The following is a 25,030-nucleotide window of genomic DNA, read 5'->3' on the forward strand; positions in this document are numbered from 1 at the left end:
CACTTCCCTCCTCTTTATTTGTTAAATAATGCTGATCAGTCCATCACCAGAGTTTACATTTTGATTCAGCGTTGCGATGATCTCGCCAACAGTACCGGCTTTGGGTGCCACAATTTCGTTTTCCATTTTCATGGCTTCGAGAATCATCAGTGGTTGGTTTTCGGTGACAGCATCACCGGTTTTAACCAGAATCTTGGTAACGGTGCCAGGCATTGGTGCCGTTACAACTTCACCTTCACCACTCGGGGCAGCCGGAGCAGCAGGCGCCGGCGCTGGTTCAGGCGTTGGTGCTGCTGGTGTCGGGGCACTTGACGCAGCCGGGGCAGCAGGTGCTGCTGGTGCGGCCGGTGCTGCTGGCGTACCGCCGATTTCTTCCATTTCGACCAGATAGGTTTTCCCATCGATCGTGATCTTGAATTTTCTCAACATCTTTTTCAGTCCACCTTTTTCTTAATTGACTTGACCACATAATGCCCATGACCATCACCCGCCGCAATCGCGCTGGCAATCAAGCCAACCCGTTTGGCCTCGGGATTTTCAACATACAAATGTTTAAGCACGAGTTTGGCATCAGGCGCAGCGTCCGCAGTAACGGCAGCAGCGATCAAACTGGCAGTTAATTCGTTAGCTGGATCAACTTCCAGATAATTGGGTACCTCTTCCCATTCATGCGCCTGAGCTGCTTCATCAGCATTCACCGATTTAACCGGCGCCGATTCAACTGGCGTTTGCGGTTGTTTTCGCCGATGCAACCATTTAAACATTTTCACACCCCCTAAGCATGAGCCAGTGCGGGTAGAAGCCGGGTGTAAGTGGCCTTTGACGTGTTACGACGGGCGGCCTCCTTACAGGTAAGCTTCTGCACCAGCAAACGCGTTAATGTAAGCATGAGCCGGCGTTGTTAAATGCCGAATCAAGCGTTATCGTCATGCATTTTCTGGTTCTTATCAACCTTATAATACGGGGAAAAGCCAATCACGATTGGCTTTTCGGTGTCTTTTTGAATTGTGCTTATTTTTGTGGTAGATAGAATGGCACATGACCGAAGAGCATAACAGTTACCACGAAGATGGCGAAAACGCCTAATGCATATTTTCCGGCTTCGCGTTGCCACTTACCCATGTCCAAACCGGTGAGCCGGAGCAATAGATAAATGAAAGCAACTAACGGTGAAAGCAAGTGGAATGCTTGCCCCATTAATGAAGCTAAAGCCATCTGCATATTGGTAAAGCCGTATGCACGTCCCGCAGTTGCCAGCACCGGCATAACGCCGAAGTAGAAGCCGTCGTTACTCAAGAAGAAGGTCCCTGGTGCGGAAATCAACGCAATAACCAATCCCCAGAAGCCAGCCATGGAACTTGGGATAATCGCGGTGAAACTCTTGGCAAGTGCTTCGGCCATCCCGGTTCCTTGGAATAAGCCCATGAAGACCCCGGCAGCAAAAACCAGAATAACAACTTGCACGGCATCGCCGCCGTTAGCACCGATTCGCTTGCTTTGGTCGCCTAACTTAGGATAGTTAGCCATCAATGCAATACAGGTACCAACCAAGAAGAGCAAAAGCGGTGGCATTGCAATTGCCTTAATAAAGGAACTTGCCACCAACCAGGCAATGAGCACAATGGTCAGAATGCCGTTAAAAGCAAACATATTTGGACGGCGAATTTCGGAAACTTCAGGATCAACCACTGACGTCATCTCATCGATTTCTTCATCGGTTAATTCCCGAACACCCAAGCGTTTCCGTTCTGCGCGACCCATGTGCGGTGCAACGTAGAAAACAACATAAGCCAAGGCCAGAATCATACCTGGCAATAAATACGTCAAAATATCGGCATCAACCTTCAAAACTGCCATGGCCCGAGCAGTTGGTCCTCCCCAAGGAAGCAGGTTCATGATCGTATTTTGCAAAATAATCAAAACACCGAGGTTCATCATATTCATGTTGAGTTTCTTATAAATCGGAATAAATGCCGAGCAGCAGATCAAGGTCGTTGTAGTGCCATCCCCGTTAAGTGAAACTGCCATCGCAACAATCGCGGTTGCCATAAGCACTTTCATCGGGTCGCCTTTCGCGATCTTGATCATCCGGGCTGTAATCGGATCGAACAGACCGGCGTCGAGCATAATGGAAAAATACAGAATAGCGAATAAGAGCATGATCCCTGTGTTAGCGGTCGTTGTCAGACCCTTCAACACAAAATCGCCGATCGTCCCTTTCTTCGCCACGCCTGCCACCATCGCAATAATTGCAAACAGCAGCGGGATCATCACTAAAGAAGTGAATGGTGAAAGCTTCTTGGTCATGATGACGTACATGAAAACAATAATCATGGCGTAAGCAATGACGGTGAGTAACATAGTCCCAACCTCTTTTCATAAGTTTTTGTCGCTATCCACATGATACGTGATTTCTGTCACGAAAAGGCCGATTTTGCGTCTTTAGAACACCAAAAGAACAATTGTACGGTTAAGGGAAAACTAAAATTTTCAAGAAAAAGAAAACGCCTTCATCGGCTTAAAATTCGGTTTTAAGTCAACGGAGGCATTTTTAAATGATACGATGGGAGCAATTGAAAAAGAACACTTTTCAATTGATACTTATTTCACAATGGACTAATACAGAAGCGTTTTTCTGTGTTAGTCTACCAATCCTGAAAGCGTTCGTCTTCCAACTTTTTCAACAGTTGGTGAAAGTTTTCCCGTGACGGAGCGTGGTCCAATGTTTCCTGTTGCAACTCATTAAACCGCTCTGCTAAGTAATAAGCAGTGAGATAAAGCGTCAGTTTTCGTTTGACAATGGCTTCCGGATCTTTGTCGTCTGGAACTTGGTGTGATCCCACAACAAGATTGGCGAACTGTTTCGGATTTAACCGTAAATCATCAGGTGCATCAGCCTTCATGATAGAACCTCCTTTTTTAAGTATGCCTAATACTAACATAAAAAAACGAACGTTTCCGGCCAAAAGCGGGCGTTCGTCACGATGTTGGGGATGTTGTTCGGGTTAAAAATGCCGGGGGAACTGCATGCACCAACCAAACCTGACTCCCTGTCGGATAAAAAGTTTCACCGGCAGCTGCTGCCGATTGCGCGGCCACGCGATAAATAACCGGATGAGGGTCATGCCGCACACCAACTTGCCAGTCCATTTTCGGATTCTCGGAAAGATGGACAAAATCGCGGTCCATTGGTTTAAGCCCTTCAACATCAATCAAAGCGGCTGCTTGATGTGACGTGCCATGATATAACCAGATTGGCGGACGCCGCGCCGGCATTAACGGCAAGACCGGGACGCTATGGCCGTACACCGCTCTGATGGTGCTCCCCTCAATCGCAAACCGTTGCTTACCGCTTTGTGTCATAATGTCATCAAGCACCTGGCGATCAAGGTGCATCTGGTAATGCGCATTGAATCGCCGAATCAACGTTTCCAGATCCGTGCGGCCATAGCGATCCAGTTTGACACCGATTTTTTCCGGATGGTGCCGCAAGATCAGGCTTAATGTTTTACTGATTCTGACGAGTCGCTTATCCATTGATGCCCACCTCGTTTTTCAAATTGACAAAGCAAAGAAGGCATGACATTGAAACTGCATTTTTCTACAGCGAACTTAACCGATCTTGACGCCATTATGCGAATCGAACAGGCAGGCTTCACACCCCAGGAGGCTGCCAGTCGTTCCAGCATGGCGGCCCGCATCATTCATTATCCTGACACGTTTATTGTAGCGCGGACTGATCAAACAATTGCGGGTTATATTGTTGGACCAGCCACTTCACAGTCAACCATTACCGACGATTTATTTGTTACCAGCCAGCCTAACTCGGCAGCTGCGCCGTATATTGCAATTTTGAGTCTTGCAGTTGCGCCTGATCTGCAACATCACGGCATTGGCCGCCAACTCCTAGCCAAAATGAGCGATGTCGCGCGCAAGCAAAACCGCATCGCCATTACCTTAACCTGCCTTCAGCGCCTTATCCCCTTCTACGAGCACGCCGGCTTCCACAATGATGGACAAGCAGCCTCCACTCACGCAGGCGAAGTTTGGTTTAACATGACAAAAGCTGTAACACCAGTAAGTGACTCATAAGATAAGAGTGATGTCTTATGTTCCATTAAAATTAAGAATATTTGCTTTCTTTCAAATTAAAATATGGGAACCTTGGCCGGCGATCTTCGTCGGCTATTTTGTTTTACACACTAGTCGTTTCGGTTTAAACTACTAGTGTGCAAAACATATTAGGCGAAGGGATGATACTGATGGCGAGAGACGACAACAGCCAGATGCTAAAAGGCATTTTACAAGGGTGCCTGCTCATCTTGCTCGCCCGCAAAGAACAATATGGCTATGCCATCAGCGAATCGCTTAATCTTTTCGGCTTCGAAAATGTTCCTAAAGGGACGATCTATCCCCTGCTAATGACAATGGAAAAGAAAGGCCTCTTGACAAGTCATATGCGCCCATCGCCGGACGGACCAAGTCGCAAGTATTATGCGATCACGGCAGATGGCGAAAAAGCCAGGCAAACATTCATCTTGCAGTGGCATGATCTCAAAAGTCACGTTGATCAAATCATTGCGAACCAACCCAGGAGGGATTAGCCATGAACAAGCGCACGGAAGCTATCAATAAAATAGCAGCTGAGAACAATCAATTACGTAAACAACTGACAAAAGCCAACCGCGATTACTACGAAGATTTGCTGGTTTACATGCGTGGTAAAAACTTGTTCCGGGGAGAATATCAATTAGAAGAAAGTTTGCTAGGTATTTTACAGGATCTCATTGATGCTCAAAATGATGGAACGGATGCAATGACTTATTTTGATCATGACCCCAAACAAACGGCAACTGAATTACTAAAGACAATCCCCCTGCGTATCGGCAATTTTATCTGGTTTAACTTAAAATTGGCAGCAATGATGATGTTTATTTTGTGGCTGCCGCGTCTGACCTATCCAAACGTAACCTTCGATGCCGGAAGTTTGTTGCTGGCTTCCGGCATCGCGATTGTCAGTGCGTGGGGTGCGCTTTGGTACGTCGGCAGCCACGCTTTTGCCAAACCGTCTCGTCTTCAACTAACGGCAATTATTATTCTCGGTGTGATACTATTTGGCATCATGGTCAGTGTCTTGCTATTTCTCAAAACCAGCTGGCAAATCCGCCTTTCTGCCCATACTTCGTTCACCGTCATTATTTTAGGGTTGATCATTGCGGCAATTTTGCCGTTTATCCATAACCTCACTGAACTTGAGCGTCCGATTTACTACTTCAGCTTGTTTATACTCATTCTCGGTTTGCTTGTCTATTTGCGAGCCACACGTTCCTTTTTCAGAACCAAGATCGACTTCGGAAAGTGGCAATGGTTGTTTTATGTCTTCATAATCCTCTTGGGAGTCGGCATCGGCGTGTTAATCTGGTGGCTGGGAGAACGACGGCATCGTCATTAAAAAGCCTGTCGTCACCACAAAGTCCTTAACGGTAAGTTATCTTTTCCAACTAAAAGTACATCCCCACCACAATATTCAGCTACAATAGATGGCATACGCATTGATTGAAGGAGTGACCTTTTTGACCCAAAACGAAACCATTCGTCGTCAGCTCCATCACCGCTCTATCCGGCAATTTAAACCTGAGCACCTCAGCCATCAGACGATTCAGACGCTGCTGGATGTTGCCCAGCACACCGCAAGTTCCATGTATTTACAGCTTTTTTCGGTCATCCATATTCTTGATCCGAAAATTCGGGCCAAAATTGCGGCGATGAGTACGCAAACTTACCTGAATGGACCGGGCGAACTGTTTATTTTCATTGCCGACTTGCACCGCGTCGCCGACTTAACCAAGGCGGCACAGCAACCCCTTGACCGCCTCGGCCGGATGGATAAGTTCTTGCAGGCAAGTGCCGATGCCACCTTGGCGCTGCAGAACATGGTTGTGGCAGCTGAAAGTCTCGGCTTGGGCACCGTCACATTAGGCAGTATTCAAAATGATGCGCAAGCCTTGATCGATTTGCTGCATTTGCCTAAGTACACGTTCCCGTTATTAGGGCTCGCAATCGGGTTCCCGGATGAGCATCCTGATGAAAAGCCACGTATGCCCGAATCACTGGTCGCCTTCACGAATCACTATGGCGAACCGGAACCGGCTACTGATGCAATGGCCGATTATAATCGTACGGTGCATGATTACTACGCCACCCGTCACGGCAACCCGCGCGAAGAAACTTACACCGATCTGGCGGTCAGCGCAGCCACGCACACGCCAGCCAAACGTGATGACCTATTCAAGGTGATGCGGCGTCAGGGCTTCTTCCCGGAAAGTTGAAAATTGCTTTTTGCATAAAAGTTTTAAAATGCGCACAAATTACCGACACGTCGACTGCTTGATGAAATGATCAGGCGGTCGACTTTTTTGCCGCGACTTTAAAAGACGTCGGTTCCATAATTTGATGGCTTCCACCCTTCATAGTTGGTTCAGCATGACGCTTTAGACTGCGCCTATCGAAGTTCATTGACCAATCAGTCAATTTCCTATTGACCCGTCAGTCAATCACAACTATACTTCAGGCGAAAAGGAAAATACGACGGGAACACGAGCCGCAAGTACTACCTTTCAAGCAGAATGCCAGCATCTTTTAACAGGATCGCATTCATAGGAGGCTACCATGGCAACCAATGTCATCGAATTAGATCACGTTCAAAAAAAGTTCGGCAAGTTTGAGGCGTTGAAGAATGTCAGCTTCACGTTGAGCTCAGGACAGATACTCGGCTTCTTAGGGCCTAATGGTGCAGGCAAATCGACGACGATTCGCATCATTTTAGGCATGTTCAAGAAAACCGCTGGCAGCGTTACCGTATTTGGTCACGATGCCTGGCGTGATGATGCCGTCATTCATCCCCGGATCGCTTACATTCCCGGTGATGTTTATTTATGGCCGAATCTGTCCGGCGGCGAAATTATCGATTTGCTGCTTAGGTTAAACGGCCGCGACCATAACAAGAAAACCGATGACTTAATGCAGCGATTCAAGTTTGATCCAACCAAAAAAGCCCGCACCTACTCCAAAGGCAATCGGCAAAAAGTCGCGCTGATTGCCGCTTTGTCGCAAGATGCGGACCTGTATATTTTTGACGAACCGACTTCTGGCCTTGACCCACTTAATGAGCAGACTTTTCAACAGGAAGTCCTTAAGCTTAAGCAGGCAGGTAAAAGTGTTTTGCTATCGAGTCATATTTTGTCAGAAGTGGAGCGGATGTGCGATTCGATCGTGATTATCCGTGACGGCAGTGTGATTGAAAGCGGCAATTTAGACCAGATGCAGCACTTGGCGCGGCTAAAAGTCGAAGTCACGATAACAACAGCCAATGATGGTTTAGCTCGTGTTGCTGGTGTTCACGATTTGACATTTGCAGCGGCCGACCACACCAAAGCGGTCTTCACGGCCGATCGCGATGAGTTGAGTCGCATTATGCAGACCATAGCGAACGATTCAATCCTAGACTTGCGGGTCTCACCGCCAACGTTAGAGGATCTGTTTATGCGTTATTACGGAAAGCTGGGTGAATCACATGCGGCGGAATAATCGGCATGCTGGCTATCTTTTAAAAGCCAACCTCAAACAAAATCTCAAATTTTCGGTTGTCTGGCTAGTCATTCTCATCATGATGATTCTCAGCGGTGCCGTGAAATTAGAAGCAGCCTTCGTTAACGGGGCTTCCGGTTCAAAAGACATTGTCAAAATGCTGCAGGCACCGGGGATGGCCGCGATGTTTGGCGCAACGCCTAAGGTTAGCACTTACAACGCTGCCATCATTTTTGCCGGTGTGATGGTCGTTTTTATGATCATTTTACAAGCCTTGTGGGTCATGCCGCTGATGATTCGCGACACCCGTGGACAGGAAGAAAGCGGCTTGTTGGAAATGGTCCGGGCGCGCGATGTCGGGCGCACAGCGGACGTCACCGCCGCCATTTGGGAGCTGCTACTGGTCAGTTTTGTGATGGCGGCCGCCTACTTCGCCTCGCTGCTCGCTGTCAACATGGACGGGACTGACATGGCCGGCGATTTGTTGTTCGCCATTGCCATGCTGATCGCCAATCTGGTTTTCGGCAGCATCGCTTTGCTGTTCGCCCAACTGGCCAACAATACCCGCACCGCCAGCATGTTAAGTTATATGGTCTTAGCCGCCGCCTATCTCATTCGGCTCGTCACCGATCTTAACCACCAGCAATTTACCTGGCTTTCCCCAATCGGCTGGTTTGAAAAGGTCGACTTTTATACGAAAAATCAGCTCACGCCGCTATTTCTCGGCCTTGCTTGCAGCATCTTGCTTTGTGGTGCTGCCATGGCCATTGCGCAAAGTCGCGATCTCGGCGCCGGTGTGCTGGCGGAAGGAAAAGGTCGCGCCACCGCAGCGCCGTGGTTACGATCGATGCCGGCTTTGATCTGGCGTACCGAACGCGGTCTGCTGTCCGGTTGGCTGATTGGTGCGGTTATTTTCGGCGGCGTCATGGGCAGTGTTCTGGGCGGCGTTGGCGATATTCTTAAAACCAACCCGATTTATCGCCAGCTCTTAGACGTCAAGCAAATTCACGCCGCCAATCAAACCATGGTACTTTCGTTTCTGGCGATGTATATGGCCATTTTTGTCGCTTTGGCCGTCACCGCGGGGGTTCAGATTGCCTTTCGCCTTAAGCACGACGACCGGCTGGGCTATCTTGGCATCATTCACGCGGAAAAGCCAACGCGGACCACGATCAGTACCAGTTACAACTGCTGGGCCTTACTCGTGGGCATTTCGGTGCTTTCTGTCGGGTTGCTCGCCTTATTTTTGACGGGCAATGCGGTCCTAGACCAACCGCTACCGGTAAAGTATCTCGGGCGACTCTTCATCGGTGGTCTGCCTGCAGTCCTGGCATTTATCGCGTTAGGCATTGCGCTAGCCGGTTTGTGGCCAAAACTAAGCAGTCTCTTCTGGCTTTATATGGGCGCCGGGCTGATCGTACAGGTCTTTCATGGGTTGTTTTCACTGCCCAAACATGCAGGCGATTTTACTCCTTTTGGCTGGATCGCTGATGTTCCGGTCAAACCTTTGGGTCAATCATGGCTTGTCATCATGCTTGTCAGTGCCGTGATCCTCTTCATCATCGGCGTTGCCGGATATCGTCGACAGGATCTGAGCGTATGAAAAAAGTCGTCACCGACCCGCAAAAAGTAACCCGAATTTTACAAGCAGCAACTGATGCCTTCGGACAATTAGGCTTTGCAAAAACCAAAACCGATCAAATTGCTGCAACTGCCGGAGTCTCAAAGGGCTTGATTTTTCATTATTTTGGCAATAAACAAGCCTTATACCTCGACACCTTTAAAACCGCTTATCAGCGGATCTATGCCCATATGGATCCGCACCAATGGCAAGACGCCCCGGGGTTAGCCGCTATGATGTCAGCGGCAGTGAAATACGAGATGAAACTGCAATTAGCCTTTCCTGCCGAATACCGCCTCATGATGCAAGCTTATGCAGATTTACCACATTTTCCCCAACCGCTGCAGCAACAAATCCAGCAGGAAACGCAAACTATTTCCGCGGAAGCTAATCGAATTTTTCGTGAAAAAATCGAACAATTACCACGCCGGCAAGGGATTTCCGTTGATGACATTTTCAGTGTGGTTTCTGCGCTTATTGCCCAACAAACCACGGTCACAACACAGCTAATCGCCACTGGCAAGTACCGCAACTTTGAAGACCTGCAGGCGGTGGTTGATCAAATGAATCGACAGTTAAAGATCGTGGAGCATGGCTTTTTACCTGACTAGCTACTTGTTTTATGAAAAAAAGACTCAAACAACGCCTCGCAATAGATTTTGAGGTCAGTTGTCTGAGTCTTTCTAACCTGTCATCAAACTTTTGCTTTCGTCAGTTTAAACAAACGCGCGTAAAAGCCGAAGTTGACCAAGCCGATCGAGAGTAGTAGTGCAAAAGCTAATTGACTGCCAATGCCGACGTTCTGGGCATGGGTCAGACCGGGCACCGTGACCGCGGTCATCATCCCGGCCAAGACCGTGGTGCCGATCGATCCGGTGACTTGTTGGCCGGTGCTGTATAAAGCGTTGGCGTCGCTTTGATACTGGTGGGCCATGACCTTCAAGCCGTAAGCCGTACTGTTGCCGAATGCCATCGACCGTCCAATGGCGAAGATCAGATACAGGATCGTCACGCCTAACACACCGATATGGCGACCCCAAATCGTAAAGCCCAGCATCCCAACCGTAAACAGACTGTTGCCCAGCAAAAGCGGCAGCCGCCCGCCAAAATGATCCAGCATCCAGCCATACACCGGCTGTCCCAGGCCATTAAAGACACTGCCTGGTAGCAAAATCAGCCCACCGACAAACGCACTGGCACCATCTACAGTCTGTACATAATTCGGCAGCAAAAAATTAATCCCCACATTGGAAAACTGCATCAAAATATATGGCAGAAAGCTGTACAAAAAGCCACCGTCATGAAAAACATCCAACTTAAACAGCGCCTTGGCATGATGCTTGGACAACCATAAAAAGGCAACCATGGCCACGAGCACGACAGCACCGGCCACACCTGCGATAAGCCAGGTATGCTCGCTGATACCGTTTAAAGCGAGCGTCAAACTAATCAAAGCAACACCCAGTGTCGCAAACCGCAGCCAGTCAAATGCAAACGCAGAAGTCGGCGTATATTGCTTAATACGCCCTTGCCCCAATACGAGCAGCAAAGTCGCAAACGGCAAGGTGCTCCAAAAAATCATCCGCCAATCAAAAAAGTTGGCGATGGCCCCGCCAAAAGTCGGTCCCAAGGCTGGTCCGATCAGAATGATGAGATTTGCAATACCCATATATGTTCCCAGTTTGCTAGTGGGCACCGTGTCCAAAATAATGTTGACCATCAATGGTCCGCACAAGCCGACACAGCCAGCCTGAACCAAGCGTCCAAGCAATAACACCCAGAACACCGGCGCTAAGGCACACATCAAGTCGCCGATGATGAAAAGTAGCGCCGCCGTAATGAAAAGCTGGCGATTGGTAAAGCGGCGTTTCATGTAAGCTGAACTAAGCATGACAAGTGCCGCCGCCAAAAGATAGCCTGACGTCACCCACTGCACCGTTGTCAAAGAAACATGAAAATCATGCATTAACGTCGGAAACGTGACATTCATGGATGTTTCCGTTAAAACCCCGAAAAACGACATAAGCGCCACAATGGTGATGACAAATAAGGCATGACGCGCGTTCTTTTCCTTTTGCTCGATGGTTGTTTTTGCCATGATCGGCCTCCCTTTATCTTCCATGATAAGCCGGGCCATTTTCAGTAACAATCTTGAAATTTAAATAATTCTGTGAAAACCAGAATTTTGGCTAGCACTTTTTCTGAAAGTCAGAGCAAAAGTGCGCTAATATGGAATCAATTAATAAAAATTATTTTATCAAGCGTGTTTAGCGAAATATGCTGTGCGGATACCCGGCAATCACCGGGCATCCCACTTGGAGGAAATCTCATGACAATCGTTTTGATTCTCCTCGGCTTTTTGGTTGGGGCTTTTATTATGACAATGGGTGGCGGCGGTGGCGCTTTCTACCTTGGTATTATGACCGGCGTCGCGCATTTGTCGCCAAGTACGGCTGCGGCAACCTCACTTTTTACCGCCATTCCGGCACTGGCGGTAGGCTGTTATAGTCACTACCGCACTGGCAATATGCGGTTTCACGCCGGCAATCGGATTCTGCTCACCGCTGTTCCGGCCACAATTGTCGGCAGCTTGGCGGCGCCTTACATTCCTGAACTAATTTATTCATGGGCCATCGCCATCATTTTTGTCGTGCTCGGCGTGCAGATGCTACGACAATCGTTTGCTCGTCACGCCAAGAAGACCGGCCAGCCCACTTGGTTTGCCTATGTGCTGGGCATCATTAGCGGCTTGATGGTCGGCATTGCCGGCTTAAGCGGCGGTGGACCGATTATGGCCGGGTTGATGTTAATGGGTTTGGATATGCCCCACGCAGCCGCCACTTCCTCTTATGCGTTGGTTGCATTGTCTATCATTGGCTGCCTTCTGCACGCGACCCAAGGCACGATTGCCTGGACAGTGGGCGGCTTGCTGATGCTCGGATCGCTGGTAGGTGCCGCCATTACCCCGCGCATCCTCAACCGTTTCGATCCGCGGTTACTCACCGCCATCTTGCGTCCCGTTCTTGGTGTTTTGTTGATCGTGATGGCCGTAAATCAGGTGTTGTAGCCGACTTAACCAGCAGTTAAAAAATTTGCGGCAGACTTGAAAACGCCTCCATTGTTTTTACTGATGCCTCTCTGCATAATGAAACTAAAGAACAAATAAAAATGAGGCGTAAATTGCAAGAACAAGTTAGCCAGTCGTTGAGGACAATCCCAGAACAGGCCGTTATCAAATAGAAGTTGTGGCGCTAGAGAGACTACTGGGCCATGCGGCGAACGCGCCGAGCTTCGGCCTCAAAGTTTTGCTGGGGTGTGCAGTAGCCCTGTTGTTTGCGAGGCAACTGATTCAAGCGGTCTTGCGTGGCCTGCACTTGACTAGGGCTAATGTCATCTAGGGACATGCCCTTAGGGAAGTCCTGGCGGATCATCCGGTTATGTGCCTCGTTGGTGCCACGGTCGCAGGACGTGTAAGGATGGGCGTAGAAGATCTCAGTTTCCGTCCCAGCAAAAGCAGTATTTAAGGCGGTGAACTCGGGTCCGTTGTCGGCTGTGATGGTCTTGATGCAAGCTCCCCATTCGCGCTTGATTCCACGCAATGCATAGCTCACAGAGTCTGCATCTCGTCCTTCGATCAAGCGGAGAAGTTGGCAACGGGTCTTGCGCTCAATCAGAGTCAAGATGACGCTCTCCTTGCCATTGCGTTTACCGACAATGGTATCCATCTCCCAGTGACCGAACTGCCTGCGTCGTTCAACGACCTTAGGCCGTTCCTCGATACTGCGGCCAGCCAGGCGCTTAGCCTTGGTGTGGTGCTGGTGAGAGGTCTTCCGCTTAGTCTTCTCCAACAGGTCGATATTTCGAATCTCTAGGCGTTGGTCGTCAATGTACTGGTACAAAGTCGAGGCACAAACAAGCTCTTCAGGAGTAAACAGCTTGTGTCGCTTGGCATAGCCGATTGAAGCATCCGGCGACCATTTGTCCTGCTTAGCTCGCTGTACGTACCAGGCTAAGAAGACCTGTACGCTGGCGAACTTGTCAGGACGATGGCAGCTCAAGCGTGCAGTCTCGTAACGTGCCTGAGCAGCCTCTGGCAGGTATTGTCGATGGTAGACGCGCTTGCCATTACTCTTCTTGACCTGATCTACTGTACCTCGCTTGATTTCATTATTAATGGTCTGCGGGCAGACGCCAATTTCAGCAGCAATCCAACGATTGGACTTCCCAGCTTGGTGGAATCCGGCCACTTTTCCGCGCTCGAGTGATGTTAAGTGCTGACCTTTTTGGCGGTGTGTGCTATCCTGTTTCTGCATCAAGACAATATCCTCTTCCATTGTTTGTGTAGGAACTTCAATGATACAGGATATCTGTTCTTGATGTTTTTTATTGTCCAAAAAATTTTGAGACAGTGGCTAACTTGATTCTAAAATGCGCGAATAAAAATGAGGGGTGAACATCATGCAACTGAGCCAAATTATACGCAACAAGCGGCTAGCTGCCGGTTTAACGCAGGAAGAACTCGCGCAAAAAGTAGGCGTCTCCGCTCCTGCTGTCAGCAAATGGGAAAAAGGCACATCTTATCCTGACATTACCTTATTACCTGTGTTGGCGCGTAACCTCGGCACGGACATCAACAAATTACTGGACTTTTCTTCTGACTTAGATCCAGCAGCCCTTCAAGATTTTTTTACCAAGTTGACCATGACAGCACAAAAAGATGGTTGGCAAGCCGCCGTTGCGCTGGTTGATCAGGAGTTGCGCGACTATCCATCAGTTTCACAACTACAGATGATGGCGGCGCCTTTTCTGGACACGCTGAAGCCCCAGATTCCCAAAGACGACTGGCCTCCCGTACAACAACGGATTATTAAGTTGTACGAGGCGGCTGAGCAAAGCTCCGATTTGCAACAGGCACAACTTGCTGCACTGGGTCTTTTCAATTTTTATCTCAGTGAAGAGCAATTCGACGCGGCTGAAAAGCAACTTGCTGCGTTACCTACCGAAACGGTAACTGCCTGGGCGTTAAAACCTAAATTGCAGTTAAAACGTGGTCAGCTGGCTGAGGCCTATGTTGAAGGCGAGAAACTGTTGGGTTGCGATTATGGTGCTCTAGGACAAGTACTCGGCCTGCTAACTCAAGTGGCCATTGCTGACCACCAGCTGGCAACTGCCGAGGAATATGTGAAGGTCGCCAAAGCATTGGACCAAGCGCTCCATATGAACAGTCCTTTCGTTATTGAAACCGAATTACAACTCGCCGAGGCGACCAAGGATGCCAAACGGGCAGTGGCGGTCATCCGGCAATTCGCTGACAATCTAGATCAACCCTTCCCCAAGGTTTTCCAGCATCTGCCCCAACCAAAACCGCGGGAATCGCCAGCTGTGGCACGCAAGCAATTCGTTCAGAACGTTGTGCTTGACCCAGACTTGGCATTTTTACAAGATACCCCTGAATATAACGAATTGCTTAAGCAGTACGCCGATTAGCTGACCCTATACAAATGTTGTAACAAACAAATCATATGTAACCAAAAAGGCATTGCCTCACGCAGAGATTGTGGGCGATGCCTTTTTAACGTTTTAGTCCTTAGTCAGTTCGTAATCTTACCCGTGCTCAAAAATTCATACAGATACCGGTTGACCAACGGGTTGTGCTCATGCAACTTGCTGTGCTGTGCCTTGCTGTTGGTAATTTCACGCTCGGTGTAGCTTTTGGCTCGGCCTGCCACAATATACCGCAATGAGCGGGCGGAATTGACAGGGACGCGGCCATCGGATCCTTTGCCCAGATTGCCAAATAGATTCAAAACCGCCGCTGTCTTGGGAAAATTGCGCCGATTTTCATACATCGGCTTATAACGGTCAGACATCACGCTGGGGCGGCCATCGCTTGCCAACCTGATGTCTTGTCCGCTGTTCATCCCCGGCATCCCGGGAAAACCATTGAATGGGCCGGCAATGGTGATGAGCCGTTGCAACGTTGGTTCGCCTTTTTTGTCTTTGGTGACTGCCCAATCAGCCCAAGCCGCAGAACCGGCAGAATGGCCAACAGCATTAAAGTCTTGAATGCCGTAACGTTTTTTCAACTGCTTAAGAATCTTGGTCAGCGTGGTCGCATCTGGCCGCCCGCTGCTGAACACAACTGCAATCAGCGGATGACGAACGCTCGGCGACCACGAACCGCTCACACTAAGCTGTCCCGTATTCGTCACGGTGTAACGCAAAACCTGACGATAACCGGGATGCTTGCTAAGGTCGTTGATCATATCTTTTTCCGAGCCATAACCGCCACCAAAACCGTGAACAAACAATGTCGGTGTTTGATATGTCCCGGCAACGCGTTTGGTCGAAGGCGCCTCGCCGCGATTCACCCACCACCACGCGCCGCCACTCACTACCAGAAAGATGCCGATGATGAGCATCACTTTGCCCCATTTTTTCGTCATCCTTCACCTCACTTTCTCATGCTGGTTCTTGCCTTGCATTGTACCTCGCAGCGGCGATTTTGGAACTTAGAAGCCACTCTCGCCGTTAAAATACTGGCCAGTGATACTTGGCAAACACGAGGATTATTGATACACTGTGTTGGATAACTAATACACTAATAAGGAGACACACCGTGGAATTTGACGATAAAGTTCCGATCTACCTGCAAATCAAGCAGTACCTATATCAAGCCATTATCACGGATCGGCTTAAGTCCGGTGCGCAATTGCCGGCTGTTCGGCAACTGGCTGCCGAGCTAACAGTGAATGTCAACACTTAATGTGAGTTTTTTTAAAATTTAATTTGTATCACTAATAGTGATGGTAAAATCAATATACATAGGTGGTGAAAACTAATGAATACGGGTCAACGAATATCTTTACTTCGAGAAAAAAAGAACCAGAGCCAAGCGGAGTTAGCCAAAACTCTCGGCATTGCCGCTAGTACAGTTGGCATGTGGGAAACGAACAAGAGAAAACCTTCATCTAAAATGCTTAAAAAACTGTCCGTGCTCTACGATGTGTCGATAGACTATTTACTTGGTAATGACTCGACAACCGATAAAGCCCCTTCAGAGGTTGATATTGCCGACCCCAAAAACGATACCATTATGACTTTTGAAGGACGTCCCATTCCGCCTGAAGATCTTTAGATAATCAAGAGACTTCTTCGAGGTGGCAAACATGATGACTGATTTTACTAGTGACATGCTGAGAGAGGTTTTAAACTATGGCTTTGACCGTGGAGTCGGGGCTGAGCTGACATACAAACTGAAGCCATACACTCCGTCAGTTTCTAATCCTGAAACACGTTGGATTGCGGTTAACATGAACTGGCACAAGCCGAAGCAATTGCCTTATCAGGCTGCACACGAAATAATGCACGTTCTACATCAAGACCCAGCTTGCTTATACTTTTATTCGGCTTCAAAGAACAGTATTGAGGGTGAAGCTAACATAGGCGGAATCCATATACTTGTACCTTTGTATTTTGCGGATGTTGATCAAGAAGATGCTAATTTGAACCAATTTATGCAGGCCTTTGACATTCCCGCACCAATGGAAGACACTGCTTTGGAAGCAATAAAGGAATTTTACATGTAATTAATTGCTAGCTAAGACACGAAAGACGGTATGGGCTAGACTTTTTGGAGAATTAAAAATGGAACACGAAACTAGGAGATCTCATCGAGAGATTAAAAAGCCTTTTTGGGAAAGTTGGAAGTTTTGGGCAGCCTTTATCGTCATTGTTTTACTAGTCGCTGGCATTTCAAGCTGTGTCAATGAGTTTAAAAAAGAATCAGCTCCTCCGTCTACAAAAATATATAAATTGAATAGTGACAAATCGGTAAAGGCGATGCTGAAACATTACAATTCCGAGATAAAATATGAAAATATTTCCGGAGCTTATGCTAACTCTGATGGATCTAAAACAGTTGGGCTTAATATCAAAGAGACCGGGAGCGACCTATCAGACAAAATGGCAATGAGAAATGCGGGAAATGACATTTTAAAAACCTGGGATGCATTCAAAAAATCAAGAGGTACGGATTTTGCAAATATCGCCATCATGGTTACATATCCAACTAACAATGGACAAATACCGATAATCAAAGTTCAAATTACCGGAAATAAGTTGAAATCTTTTAACAAGAGTAGCTCTTCGTCATCGAACGTTCCATATATTGCTACGAAATACTGGCAACGTAATGACATGCCCGCTCTTAAATAGGACAATAAAAGCCCCTTACTTAGGGCTTTTATTTTAATGGCAAAACGAACATACGTTTGAATTTCTGTACAAATCATTCAAATTAATAGACAAATTGGAGGTACTATTATGCCAAAATGGACACCATACAAACGCCATCCCGGGGTGTATGAATACCAAACCAAAAAAGGAAAAAGATTTGGTGTTAGACGAACCTATGATGACGCTGTGGGAGAAAGAAAAGAGTTCTCAAAGTCCGGTTTCGTTCATTGGCAAGATGCTGATATTGAGATCAAACAGTTTGAGGCAAAGCTTGTCAGCGGTGAAGTATCGGGATCTTTGGCTCACAGAATGACCGTTGATCAATATTACCAGCAAATGGCAAAACGAAAAACGAAAATGGGTATCTGGCGTGAATCAACAGCAAGAGCGAACGGAAACTTCTATTCAAAGTATCTCAAGCCAGCATTTGGTAAAACTCCTCTACAAGATGTCTCAAGAGCAAAATATCAGCGTTTTTTAGATGCGCTCTCACAATCCGGTCTAGCGTTAACAACCGTCCATACCATTGATGCTGTCATGAAGAGCATCATGAACGCCGCTGAATTTGAAGATGTTATCGACAAGAATAGGCTTCGAGGTATGCAGATCAATGGGAAAGCCCCTCGAAATAAGGATTTAGAACCACATTCATTTGAGCTGTGGCTAAATGCAGCAAAGACGAATCTGGATAAGTACGAAATGGCCTTGATCATCACTGCAACGCTCGGGCTTCGCCGCGGAGAAGTGATGGGACTTCGAAATGAGTCCATCAAAATATCCCACAATCAAATCAATGATGCCGATGTCGCGCAAATCTCGATTGACATGCAGCGCAACACAAATGAGCTTAATGGTGGCCCACTCAAGACCAAATCGTCGTACAGAACCATATGGGCATTTGGCAAAACCGTTGATTATTTGAAGTACGCAATGGTTACGGCTGATAATCTAAGGCAAAGGAACCATATCCAAGCAGATAAACATTGGCTGTGGCTTAACAATGACGGCAACCCGTTGCACCCCACCCATCTCAATAGATTGATGCGAAGAGTGAGCAATGAGTCCGGCATTGAAGTGTACCCACATTTGCTCAGACATTATTTTGCAACACAAGCGATCGCTGCCAACAAACCACAGATTGACGTCATGCACTATCTCGGCCACAAGAATCTTCAAATGACAGCCGACTACACTCGTTCAACGAAAGCAGCCAGTCTGAACGTTTTTAATAGTATTGATAAGTTTTTGTGATTTTCATATGGGGTTTTTTGATTTTGAAAATCTCCCACATAATCTCCCACAAATAAGAAACATTTGTACAATATTAAAAAGTAAAAATGGCAAACAAAAAAGCTTGGGAATCACAGTTTAGCTGTGTTTTTACCAAGCTTAGCTTTTCTAATTTTTGCTACCGGTCATTCCCACTCAATTGTTGCCGGTGGCTTAGACGTAATATCATACACAACCCGATTAACGTGCTTCACCTCATTAACAATCCGACTTGAAATCTCCTGTAACACATCCCAATCAATCCGAGCGAAGTCGGCGGTCATGCCATCGATGGAGGTGATGGCGCGGATGCCGATGGTGTAGTCGTAGGTTCGGCCGTCGCCCATGACGCCGACGGAGCGGAAGCCTGGCAGCACTGTAAAGTATTGCCAAATGTCCTTATCTAAGCCATGTTTAGCGATTTCTTCCCGCAAGATATAATCGGAATCGCGGACGATTTCTAGCTTGTCTTCGGTGACTTCGCCGATGACGCGGATGCCGAGACCAGGACCCGGGAATGGTTGGCGCCATACTAGTGCGTGCGGCATGCCGAGCTTTTCGCCTAGTTCGCGGACTTCATCTTTGAAGAGTTTGTTGAGCGGTTCGATGAGTTTGAACTTGAGGTCTTTTGGTAGGCCGCCGACGTTGTGATGGGACTTGATCGTCTGCGCGGTGTCGGTGCCGGATTCCACGACGTCGGTGTAGAGCGTGCCTTGAGCGAGGAATTCGATGCCGTTGAGTTTGGCGGCTTCTTCATTGAAGACTTCGATAAAGTCGCGGCCGATGATTTTACGTTTCTTTTCAGGATCGGTGACGCCTTTTAGATCATTGAGGAAACGATCCTTGGCATCAACCTTGATGATGTTGAGGCCAAACTTGCCTTTGAGGCTGTCCATGACCTGTTCGGCTTCACCTTTACGAAGCAGACCGTGATCCACGAAGATGCTGGTCAATTGCTTGCCGATTGCTTTGTGCAGCAGAACGCCGACAACCGACGAGTCAACCCCGCCGGAGAGGCCGAGCAGAACGCGTTTGTCGCCGACTTCGGCCCGGATTTTGGCGATTTGCTTGGTAATGAAATCATCCATGCTCCAGTTGGCTTCGGCGTGGCAGACGTCGAAGGCAAAATGATGCAGAATCTCGTGGCCGTACTGCGTGTTTTGCACTTCGGCGTGGAACTGGATACCGTAAAATTTGCGTTCGTCGTCATCCATGGCGCTGATCGGGCAATTAACGCTGGTAGCTGTGCTGCGGAAGCCCTCTGGTACCCGGGTTACCAAGTCGCCGTGGCTCATCCAGACGGTTTGATCTTTTGGCAGGTCACGGAATAACTTGGCGCTGTCGTCGGTCACTTCAATGTCGGCTTTGCCGTATTCGCGGTTGTCGGCCGGTTCAACATCCCCACCGAGCCGCTGCGCCATCAGCTGCATGCCATAACAGACGCCCAGAATCGGGATGCCGAGTTTAAAGATGTCTTCGTCAACGCCAAGCGCGCCTTTGTCATACACACTGTTGGGGCCGCCTGAGAAGATAATCCCTTTTGGCGCAATTTCTTTAACTTCTGCCGCCGTGATGGTATGAAGCTTTAATTCAGAGTAGATACCAAATTCCCGGATTCGCCGGGTGATTAACTGATTATATTGACTGCCATAATCGAGGACGATGATCTTATCGTAATCCTTGTTCTGGTCATTTGCCACAGTCCGCCACACTCCCTTGTTTGAATGCACTAATTTTACAGAGTTTTCATAGGCTGGTCAATCGTGAGTGAGAAGCCTCTCATCTAAGAAATTGCGAAGCCGTCGCGTGATCGGCCGAGCTAATGCCAGATTGTCTGGCAAGTTGTTCCCGATTTTTGAAAAAAGGCATGCACCTGCCGTTACCATTTTCGTAATGCGACTTGATCGATTTTGTGTCCAGTCGTTTTATGCAAAATGACGTCCGCCCGATTTTTGGTGGGTAAAATGTATTCCTTCAGGTTCTTAAGGTTGACATCCCGCCAGACCTTCCGCGCCATGTCAAAAGCGTCCTTGCGATTTCCGATGGCGTATTGATAGTAGTAATTGCTCGGATCCGTGAAGGCCGTGTCCATCAAGATGCCGAATCGCTCCAGATACCACTGTTCAATCAAGGTTGGATCGGCGTCGACATAGATGGAAAAGTCAAAGTAATCACTGACATAAATCGGTTGCTTGCTAGGCAACTGTAAGACGTTGATGCCTTCCACAATGAGAATATCCGGTCGGTCAATAACCTCGTACTTGTCAGGAACAATATCGTAAATCTGATGACTGTACTTCGGGGCGCGCACCACACCGCTAGCATTTTTGACGTTGTTCATAAAGTGAATTAGCAACTGCATATCGTAGCTTTCGGGGAACCCTTTTCGATCCAAAATGCCGCGCCGTTCTAGTTCGGCATTGGGATAGAGGAAACCATCCGTGGTGATTTGCTGGACGCGCTTGTCTGGATATGCCCGGCTCAGCAGCAACTGAAGCAGGCGCGCGGTCGTACTTTTGCCGACTGCCACCGAACCGGCGATGCCGATGATAAACGGCGTGTGCGGATTGCGCTGCATCCCCAAAAAGCGGCTCAAGGTAAACATGTCGCCTTGGTAATCCTCATAGCGAATATGAATCAGGTGGCGCAATGGTGAATAAATGGTTTTAACATCATCAAGACTGATCTCATCGTTCAATGAACGTAACTGCGCCAGCTCGGCATCGGTTACGCTGGTAAAATTTTGCGAGTGAAACTGGGACCATTCTGCCCGATCAAACTTATAGAAATTCATTTCGGATTGCATAACTTACCGTGTCCTTGCGTTTAATGGTTTTATTTTAGCATAGAAACGACCGGTTATTTCGGCCAATCGGTTTTGCTTGACAGCCGAGAAAAGGTTGTGCACAATGAGAGCAATTAGTTCATGCCACTTACCATCATATGCTCACCACCAGCGGAGGGTTGCTATGTTTGAATCTCTTTTGTCGCTTATTCCAGAAGTTGTTCTCGAGTCGATTTTCATACCGATTTTTAGGCCAGAATTTAACCTTGAAGCGTCGACTAAGTTTAACTGGTTTCGTTTTTTACTAACGCTCGCAGTCAGTGGACTTTTTGCTGGTGCTGGCATTTGGCTTTTGCTTCAATTACTGACGGATTCACTTAATACGGTAGCTCTCTTTGGGGGATTGCTGCTCTTAGCATCAGGCGGCTTCCCGGCTGGCCGTGCCGTCATCGATTTTATAGACTATCGACGCCAGCGCCTCGCTAAAATCGAAGCAGAAAAGCCTTATCAAGAACTTTGATACATCTCCAATTTTGCTAATCATTCAATCTCCAAACAAAAAGCGCCCGAACCCGAGCGCTTTTTTGCTGCCAATCATTAATCATGCAAGGTAAACTGCAACTTCATCTTCGGTGCCGCAGCTGCGACCATCTGTCCCAGTAGCTCGTTGCTGTTGGCCATGGCCAAATCAGCCATTTGTTCGTTTGCTGTGGTCAGGTGTTCGCGGATGTTTTTGGCATCCTGAACTGCCTTGTCGGTTTGCAGTTGCAGATGCCGGCAAGCCGCAACGGTTTTTTGTTCAAAAACGTCTTCCTGATCCTTGAACAAGGAAAAGTCGTAATCGCCAAACGTTGCGAGCAGGTTGCTCAACCAGTACATTTTGGAAACATCGAAGTGATCGCCGGTGTCGCGATAAGCCGCTGGTGTGTCATTCACGTTGGCATAAAACGGCACAACAGCATTGAACGTATTAGGGCCGAATGCCAGCCAGTGAATACCGGCGACTGCAGCGGGCACATCATTGCGAATCTGCAAAATGTGGAGTTCCTGATTGCGGTTAATGCCGATCGGCCGATACAACTTTTTCTGCGCTGGCGTGCCGGTCGTGCCGTAAACATCGTAAGGCGTGTTTTCGTAATGTGAGCTTTCGACAAACTTCACGTCCTCGATGCTGATCTTTTTGGAGGTGCGGCAGATGAACGGCAGGTCCTGATCAATCGGGGTGGTGTCAAATTCCGGATTGAAGTACTTTTGGCCGTACCATGCCCGCGGGTTGTTGTAGCGGGTGTCTTTGATGGTGGCTGAGCCGAAAATGTGGCGCAGATTGTAGCCTTCCGCATCCGGATTAAGGTGATACGTCTCGATCAAGTCACGCAAGTCCGCGCTGCTCATCGTGTCATCGCTGGTAAAATCAAAATCGGTGATGTTGAAGCGATTCGGAGCGATCACGTAGGCATCGTCCGGAATCCGAATCGCTGCCCAGTGATGGCCGCCGATGCTTTCGAAGTACCAGACTTCATCTTTGTCAGCAAATGCAATGCCATTGCTCTCATAGGTGCCATATTGCTGAAGGAGACTGCCCAAGCGCTGAACGCCTTCGCGTGCGCTATGAATGTACGGCAATACGATGGTCGGCATGTCTTCTTCGCCAATTCCGGCCGGCACTAGCGGATCAACACCCAGAATCCGGCTGTTGGTCGTGATCGTCTCGGTTGACGTCATCGCCACATTGTCACTATTAATCCCGGCTGCGGCCCAAATACCGTGGCCATCTTCAGCTTCCGGCGTGGACGTGTAGCCCAACGGATCGGCAGGCAAGTCAATCGAAAACTTGCTGAGCACGGAATGATACTGACGCGGCTGATCTTCAGGTTTAACATAGACAAACTTTTGCGGATGCAACGGTGATTCGCCGTCTTCGTTACGCGCAATAATCGTCGAGCCGTCAATCGAAGCCTTTTTACCTACTAACACCGTGGTACACGAGCCGACATAACGTTTTGCCAAAATAATCGTCCTTCTTTCAAAATAGTCTCGCCTGCATAACGCCCACAAGCTTGATTTAAAGTTAACTTTACCGCGCAAAAACGGGTTTGCCAATAGTTGGCAGGAAACCTAGGTAAACAAAATCGCCTGTTTGAGATGATTGCTCTCATGACAGGCGATAAAAGGTTCTCGCGCATTTTAGAATCAAGTTAGCCACTGTCTCAAAATTTTTTGGACAATAAAAAACATCAAGAACAGATATCCTGTATCATTGAAGTTCCTACACAAACAATGGAAGAGGATATTGTCTTGATGCAGAAACAGGATAGCACACACCGCCAAAAAGGTCAGCACTTAACATCACTCGAGCGCGGAAAAGTGGCCGGATTCCGCCAAGCTGGGAAGTCCAATCGTTGGATTGCTGCTGAAATTGGCGTCTGCCCGCAGACCATTAATAATGAAATCAAGCGAGGTACAGTAGATCAGGTCAAGAAGAGTAATGGCAAGCGCGTCTACCATCGACAATACCTGCCAGAGGCTGCTCAGGCACGTTACGAGACTGCACGCTTGAGCTGTCATCGTCCTGACAAGTTCGCCAGCGTACAGGTCTTCTTAACCTGGTACGTACAGCGAGCTAAGCAGGACAAATGGTCGCCGGATGCTTCAATCGGCTATGCCAAGCGACACAAGCTGTTTACTCCTGAAGAGCTTGTTTGTGCCTCGACTTTGTACCAGTACATTGACGACCAACGCCTAGAGATTCGAAATATCGACCTGTTGGAGAAGACTAAGCGGAAGACCTCTCACCAGCACCACACCAAGGCTAAGCGCCTGGCTGGCCGCAGTATCGAGGAACGGCCTAAGGTCGTTGAACGACGCAGGCAGTTCGGTCACTGGGAGATGGATACCATTGTCGGTAAACGCAATGGCAAGGAGAGCGTCATCTTGACTCTGATTGAGCGCAAGACCCGTTGCCAACTTCTCCGCTTGATCGAAGGACGAGATGCAGACTCTGTGAGCTATGCATTGCGTGGAATCAAGCGCGAATGGGGAGCTTGCATCAAGACCATCACAGCCGACAACGGACCCGAGTTCACCGCCTTAAATACTGCTTTTGCTGGGACGGAAACTGAGATCTTCTACGCCCATCCTTACACGTCCTGCGACCGTGGCACCAACGAGGCACATAACCGGATGATCCGCCAGGACTTCCCTAAGGGCATGTCCCTAGATGACATTAGCCCTAGTCAAGTGCAGGCCACGCAAGACCGCTTGAATCAGTTGCCTCGCAAACAACAGGGCTACTGCACACCCCAGCAAAACTTTGAGGCCGAAGCTCGGCGCGTTCGCCGCATGGCCCAGTAGTCTCTCTAGCGCCACAACTTCTATTTGATAACGGCCTGTTCTGGGATTGTCCTCAACGACTGGCTAACTTGTTCTTGCAATTTACGGATAAAAGGTTCTACAGATCTACTTAATCTTTAAGTGCATGGCATGGGCTCCCTTTTTGCCCTGTAGCAACTTATAGATCGTTACGAGAAGTT

26 protein-coding genes and 1 pseudogene are annotated in these 25,030 nt (G+C 48.3%); 16 read left to right on the forward strand and 11 right to left on the reverse strand.

The features are described 5' to 3' along the window. Window positions 1-21: 21 nt before the first annotated feature. From LBCZ_RS08945 to LBCZ_RS08965, 5 genes are all read right to left on the reverse strand, one after another. On the reverse strand, window positions 22-429 hold the full coding sequence (locus LBCZ_RS08945; protein WP_025013101.1) for an acetyl-CoA carboxylase biotin carboxyl carrier protein subunit: 408 nt from the start codon (window positions 427-429) through the stop codon (window positions 22-24). A 5-nt stretch (window positions 430-434) separates the two neighbouring features. After that, a complete protein-coding gene (locus LBCZ_RS08950; RefSeq protein ID WP_025013100.1) occupies window positions 435-764 on the reverse strand; it encodes a hypothetical protein in 330 nt (109 codons plus the stop codon). A 247-nt stretch (window positions 765-1,011) separates the two neighbouring features. Next, window positions 1,012-2,361, reverse strand: coding sequence for a CitMHS family transporter (locus LBCZ_RS08955; protein WP_010491356.1), 1,350 nt, complete (start codon window positions 2,359-2,361; stop codon window positions 1,012-1,014). 284 nt (window positions 2,362-2,645) lie between these two features. After that, window positions 2,646-2,903, reverse strand: coding sequence for a hypothetical protein (locus LBCZ_RS08960; protein WP_010491358.1), 258 nt, complete (start codon window positions 2,901-2,903; stop codon window positions 2,646-2,648). 76 nt (window positions 2,904-2,979) lie between these two features. Further along, entirely contained in the window at window positions 2,980-3,537 is a 558-nt protein-coding gene (locus LBCZ_RS08965; protein WP_025013099.1) for an RNA 2'-phosphotransferase, read from the reverse strand. Between the two features lie 48 nt (window positions 3,538-3,585). On the opposite strand from LBCZ_RS08965, the gene LBCZ_RS08970 reads away from it, so the two are divergent. The 7 genes from LBCZ_RS08970 to LBCZ_RS09000 all read left to right on the forward strand — a co-directional run bounded on the left by LBCZ_RS08970 (window position 3,586) and on the right by LBCZ_RS09000 (window position 9,819). Then, complete coding sequence (locus tag LBCZ_RS08970; RefSeq protein ID WP_025013098.1) at window positions 3,586-4,092, forward strand: GNAT family N-acetyltransferase; 507 nt, start codon at window positions 3,586-3,588, stop codon at window positions 4,090-4,092. A 170-nt stretch (window positions 4,093-4,262) separates the two neighbouring features. Further along, window positions 4,263-4,604 (forward strand): PadR family transcriptional regulator, encoded by a 342-nt coding sequence (locus LBCZ_RS08975; protein ID WP_025013097.1) that lies wholly within the window; start codon window positions 4,263-4,265, stop codon window positions 4,602-4,604. Between the two features lie 2 nt (window positions 4,605-4,606). Beyond that, entirely contained in the window at window positions 4,607-5,452 is an 846-nt protein-coding gene (locus LBCZ_RS08980; protein WP_025013096.1) for a DUF1129 domain-containing protein, read from the forward strand. Window positions 5,453-5,540: 88 nt separating this feature from the next. Further along, window positions 5,541-6,329, forward strand: coding sequence for an NADPH-dependent oxidoreductase (locus LBCZ_RS08985; protein ID WP_052253352.1), 789 nt, complete (start codon window positions 5,541-5,543; stop codon window positions 6,327-6,329). Between the two features lie 340 nt (window positions 6,330-6,669). Then, a complete protein-coding gene (locus tag LBCZ_RS08990; RefSeq protein ID WP_025013095.1) occupies window positions 6,670-7,587 on the forward strand; it encodes an ABC transporter ATP-binding protein in 918 nt (305 codons plus the stop codon). Beyond that, a complete protein-coding gene (locus LBCZ_RS08995) occupies window positions 7,574-9,190 on the forward strand; it encodes an ABC transporter permease (RefSeq protein WP_025013094.1) in 1,617 nt (538 codons plus the stop codon). The genes LBCZ_RS08990 and LBCZ_RS08995 overlap by 14 nt, the downstream gene beginning before the upstream one ends. Next, complete coding sequence (locus LBCZ_RS09000; RefSeq protein ID WP_025013093.1) at window positions 9,187-9,819, forward strand: TetR/AcrR family transcriptional regulator; 633 nt, start codon at window positions 9,187-9,189, stop codon at window positions 9,817-9,819. The genes LBCZ_RS08995 and LBCZ_RS09000 overlap by 4 nt, the downstream gene beginning before the upstream one ends. A gap of 83 nt (window positions 9,820-9,902) precedes the next feature. Here the strand turns inward: LBCZ_RS09000 and LBCZ_RS09005 are convergent, their stop codons facing one another. After that, complete coding sequence (locus LBCZ_RS09005; protein WP_025013092.1) at window positions 9,903-11,306, reverse strand: MFS transporter; 1,404 nt, start codon at window positions 11,304-11,306, stop codon at window positions 9,903-9,905. 231 nt (window positions 11,307-11,537) lie between these two features. Between LBCZ_RS09005 and LBCZ_RS09010 the strand changes: the two genes are divergently transcribed. After that, window positions 11,538-12,275: a sulfite exporter TauE/SafE family protein gene (locus LBCZ_RS09010; protein WP_025013091.1), complete on the forward strand. Its 738-nt coding sequence runs from the start codon at window positions 11,538-11,540 to the stop codon at window positions 12,273-12,275. Window positions 12,276-12,468: 193 nt separating this feature from the next. Here LBCZ_RS09010 and LBCZ_RS09015 read toward each other — a convergent pair whose 3' ends face one another. After that, window positions 12,469-13,521: an IS30 family transposase gene (locus LBCZ_RS09015; protein WP_039638840.1), complete on the reverse strand. Its 1,053-nt coding sequence runs from the start codon at window positions 13,519-13,521 to the stop codon at window positions 12,469-12,471. 145 nt (window positions 13,522-13,666) lie between these two features. Between LBCZ_RS09015 and LBCZ_RS09020 the strand changes: the two genes are divergently transcribed. Next, complete coding sequence (locus LBCZ_RS09020) at window positions 13,667-14,695, forward strand: helix-turn-helix domain-containing protein (RefSeq protein ID WP_025013764.1); 1,029 nt, start codon at window positions 13,667-13,669, stop codon at window positions 14,693-14,695. Window positions 14,696-14,799: 104 nt separating this feature from the next. Here the strand turns inward: LBCZ_RS09020 and LBCZ_RS09025 are convergent, their stop codons facing one another. Then, window positions 14,800-15,654, reverse strand: coding sequence for an alpha/beta hydrolase (locus LBCZ_RS09025; protein WP_025013765.1), 855 nt, complete (start codon window positions 15,652-15,654; stop codon window positions 14,800-14,802). A 173-nt stretch (window positions 15,655-15,827) separates the two neighbouring features. Here LBCZ_RS09025 and LBCZ_RS09030 point away from each other — a divergent pair. The 5 genes and pseudogenes from LBCZ_RS09030 to LBCZ_RS09050 all read left to right on the forward strand — a co-directional run. Next, window positions 15,828-15,971: pseudogene (locus LBCZ_RS09030) on the forward strand (GntR family transcriptional regulator); the annotation flags it as partial. A gap of 78 nt (window positions 15,972-16,049) precedes the next feature. Then, window positions 16,050-16,346 (forward strand): helix-turn-helix domain-containing protein, encoded by a 297-nt coding sequence (locus tag LBCZ_RS09035; protein ID WP_052253354.1) that lies wholly within the window; start codon window positions 16,050-16,052, stop codon window positions 16,344-16,346. A gap of 31 nt (window positions 16,347-16,377) precedes the next feature. Further along, a complete protein-coding gene (locus LBCZ_RS09040) occupies window positions 16,378-16,797 on the forward strand; it encodes an ImmA/IrrE family metallo-endopeptidase (RefSeq protein ID WP_025013766.1) in 420 nt (139 codons plus the stop codon). A gap of 58 nt (window positions 16,798-16,855) precedes the next feature. Next, the gene (locus LBCZ_RS09045) at window positions 16,856-17,425 is read left to right on the forward strand and encodes a hypothetical protein (protein ID WP_025013767.1); all 570 of its coding nucleotides are present in this window, start codon (window positions 16,856-16,858) and stop codon (window positions 17,423-17,425) included. A 108-nt stretch (window positions 17,426-17,533) separates the two neighbouring features. Then, the gene (locus LBCZ_RS09050; RefSeq protein ID WP_025013768.1) at window positions 17,534-18,697 is read left to right on the forward strand and encodes a tyrosine-type recombinase/integrase; all 1,164 of its coding nucleotides are present in this window, start codon (window positions 17,534-17,536) and stop codon (window positions 18,695-18,697) included. Between the two features lie 164 nt (window positions 18,698-18,861). Here LBCZ_RS09050 and guaA read toward each other — a convergent pair whose 3' ends face one another. Both guaA and coaA read right to left on the reverse strand, forming a co-directional pair. Then, on the reverse strand, window positions 18,862-20,415 hold the full coding sequence (gene guaA, locus LBCZ_RS09055) for a glutamine-hydrolyzing GMP synthase (protein WP_025013769.1): 1,554 nt from the start codon (window positions 20,413-20,415) through the stop codon (window positions 18,862-18,864). Between the two features lie 179 nt (window positions 20,416-20,594). Continuing rightward, window positions 20,595-21,521, reverse strand: coding sequence for a type I pantothenate kinase (coaA, locus tag LBCZ_RS09060; RefSeq protein ID WP_025013770.1), 927 nt, complete (start codon window positions 21,519-21,521; stop codon window positions 20,595-20,597). Between the two features lie 163 nt (window positions 21,522-21,684). On the opposite strand from coaA, the gene LBCZ_RS09065 reads away from it, so the two are divergent. Beyond that, window positions 21,685-22,020, forward strand: a complete 336-nt coding sequence (locus LBCZ_RS09065; protein ID WP_025013771.1) for a hypothetical protein — start codon at window positions 21,685-21,687, stop codon at window positions 22,018-22,020. 77 nt (window positions 22,021-22,097) lie between these two features. On the opposite strand, the gene LBCZ_RS09070 is transcribed toward LBCZ_RS09065, so the two are convergent. Further along, window positions 22,098-23,507, reverse strand: a complete 1,410-nt coding sequence (locus LBCZ_RS09070) for a C69 family dipeptidase (RefSeq protein WP_039639203.1) — start codon at window positions 23,505-23,507, stop codon at window positions 22,098-22,100. Window positions 23,508-23,798: 291 nt separating this feature from the next. Between LBCZ_RS09070 and LBCZ_RS09075 the strand changes: the two genes are divergently transcribed. Beyond that, entirely contained in the window at window positions 23,799-24,851 is a 1,053-nt protein-coding gene (locus tag LBCZ_RS09075; protein WP_080769598.1) for an IS30 family transposase, read from the forward strand. The last annotated feature ends 179 nt before the right edge of the window (window positions 24,852-25,030 follow it).

The sequence above is a fragment of the Lacticaseibacillus casei DSM 20011 = JCM 1134 = ATCC 393 genome, from assembly GCF_000829055.1.
Taxonomy (GTDB): Bacteria; Bacillota; Bacilli; order Lactobacillales; family Lactobacillaceae; genus Lacticaseibacillus; species Lacticaseibacillus casei.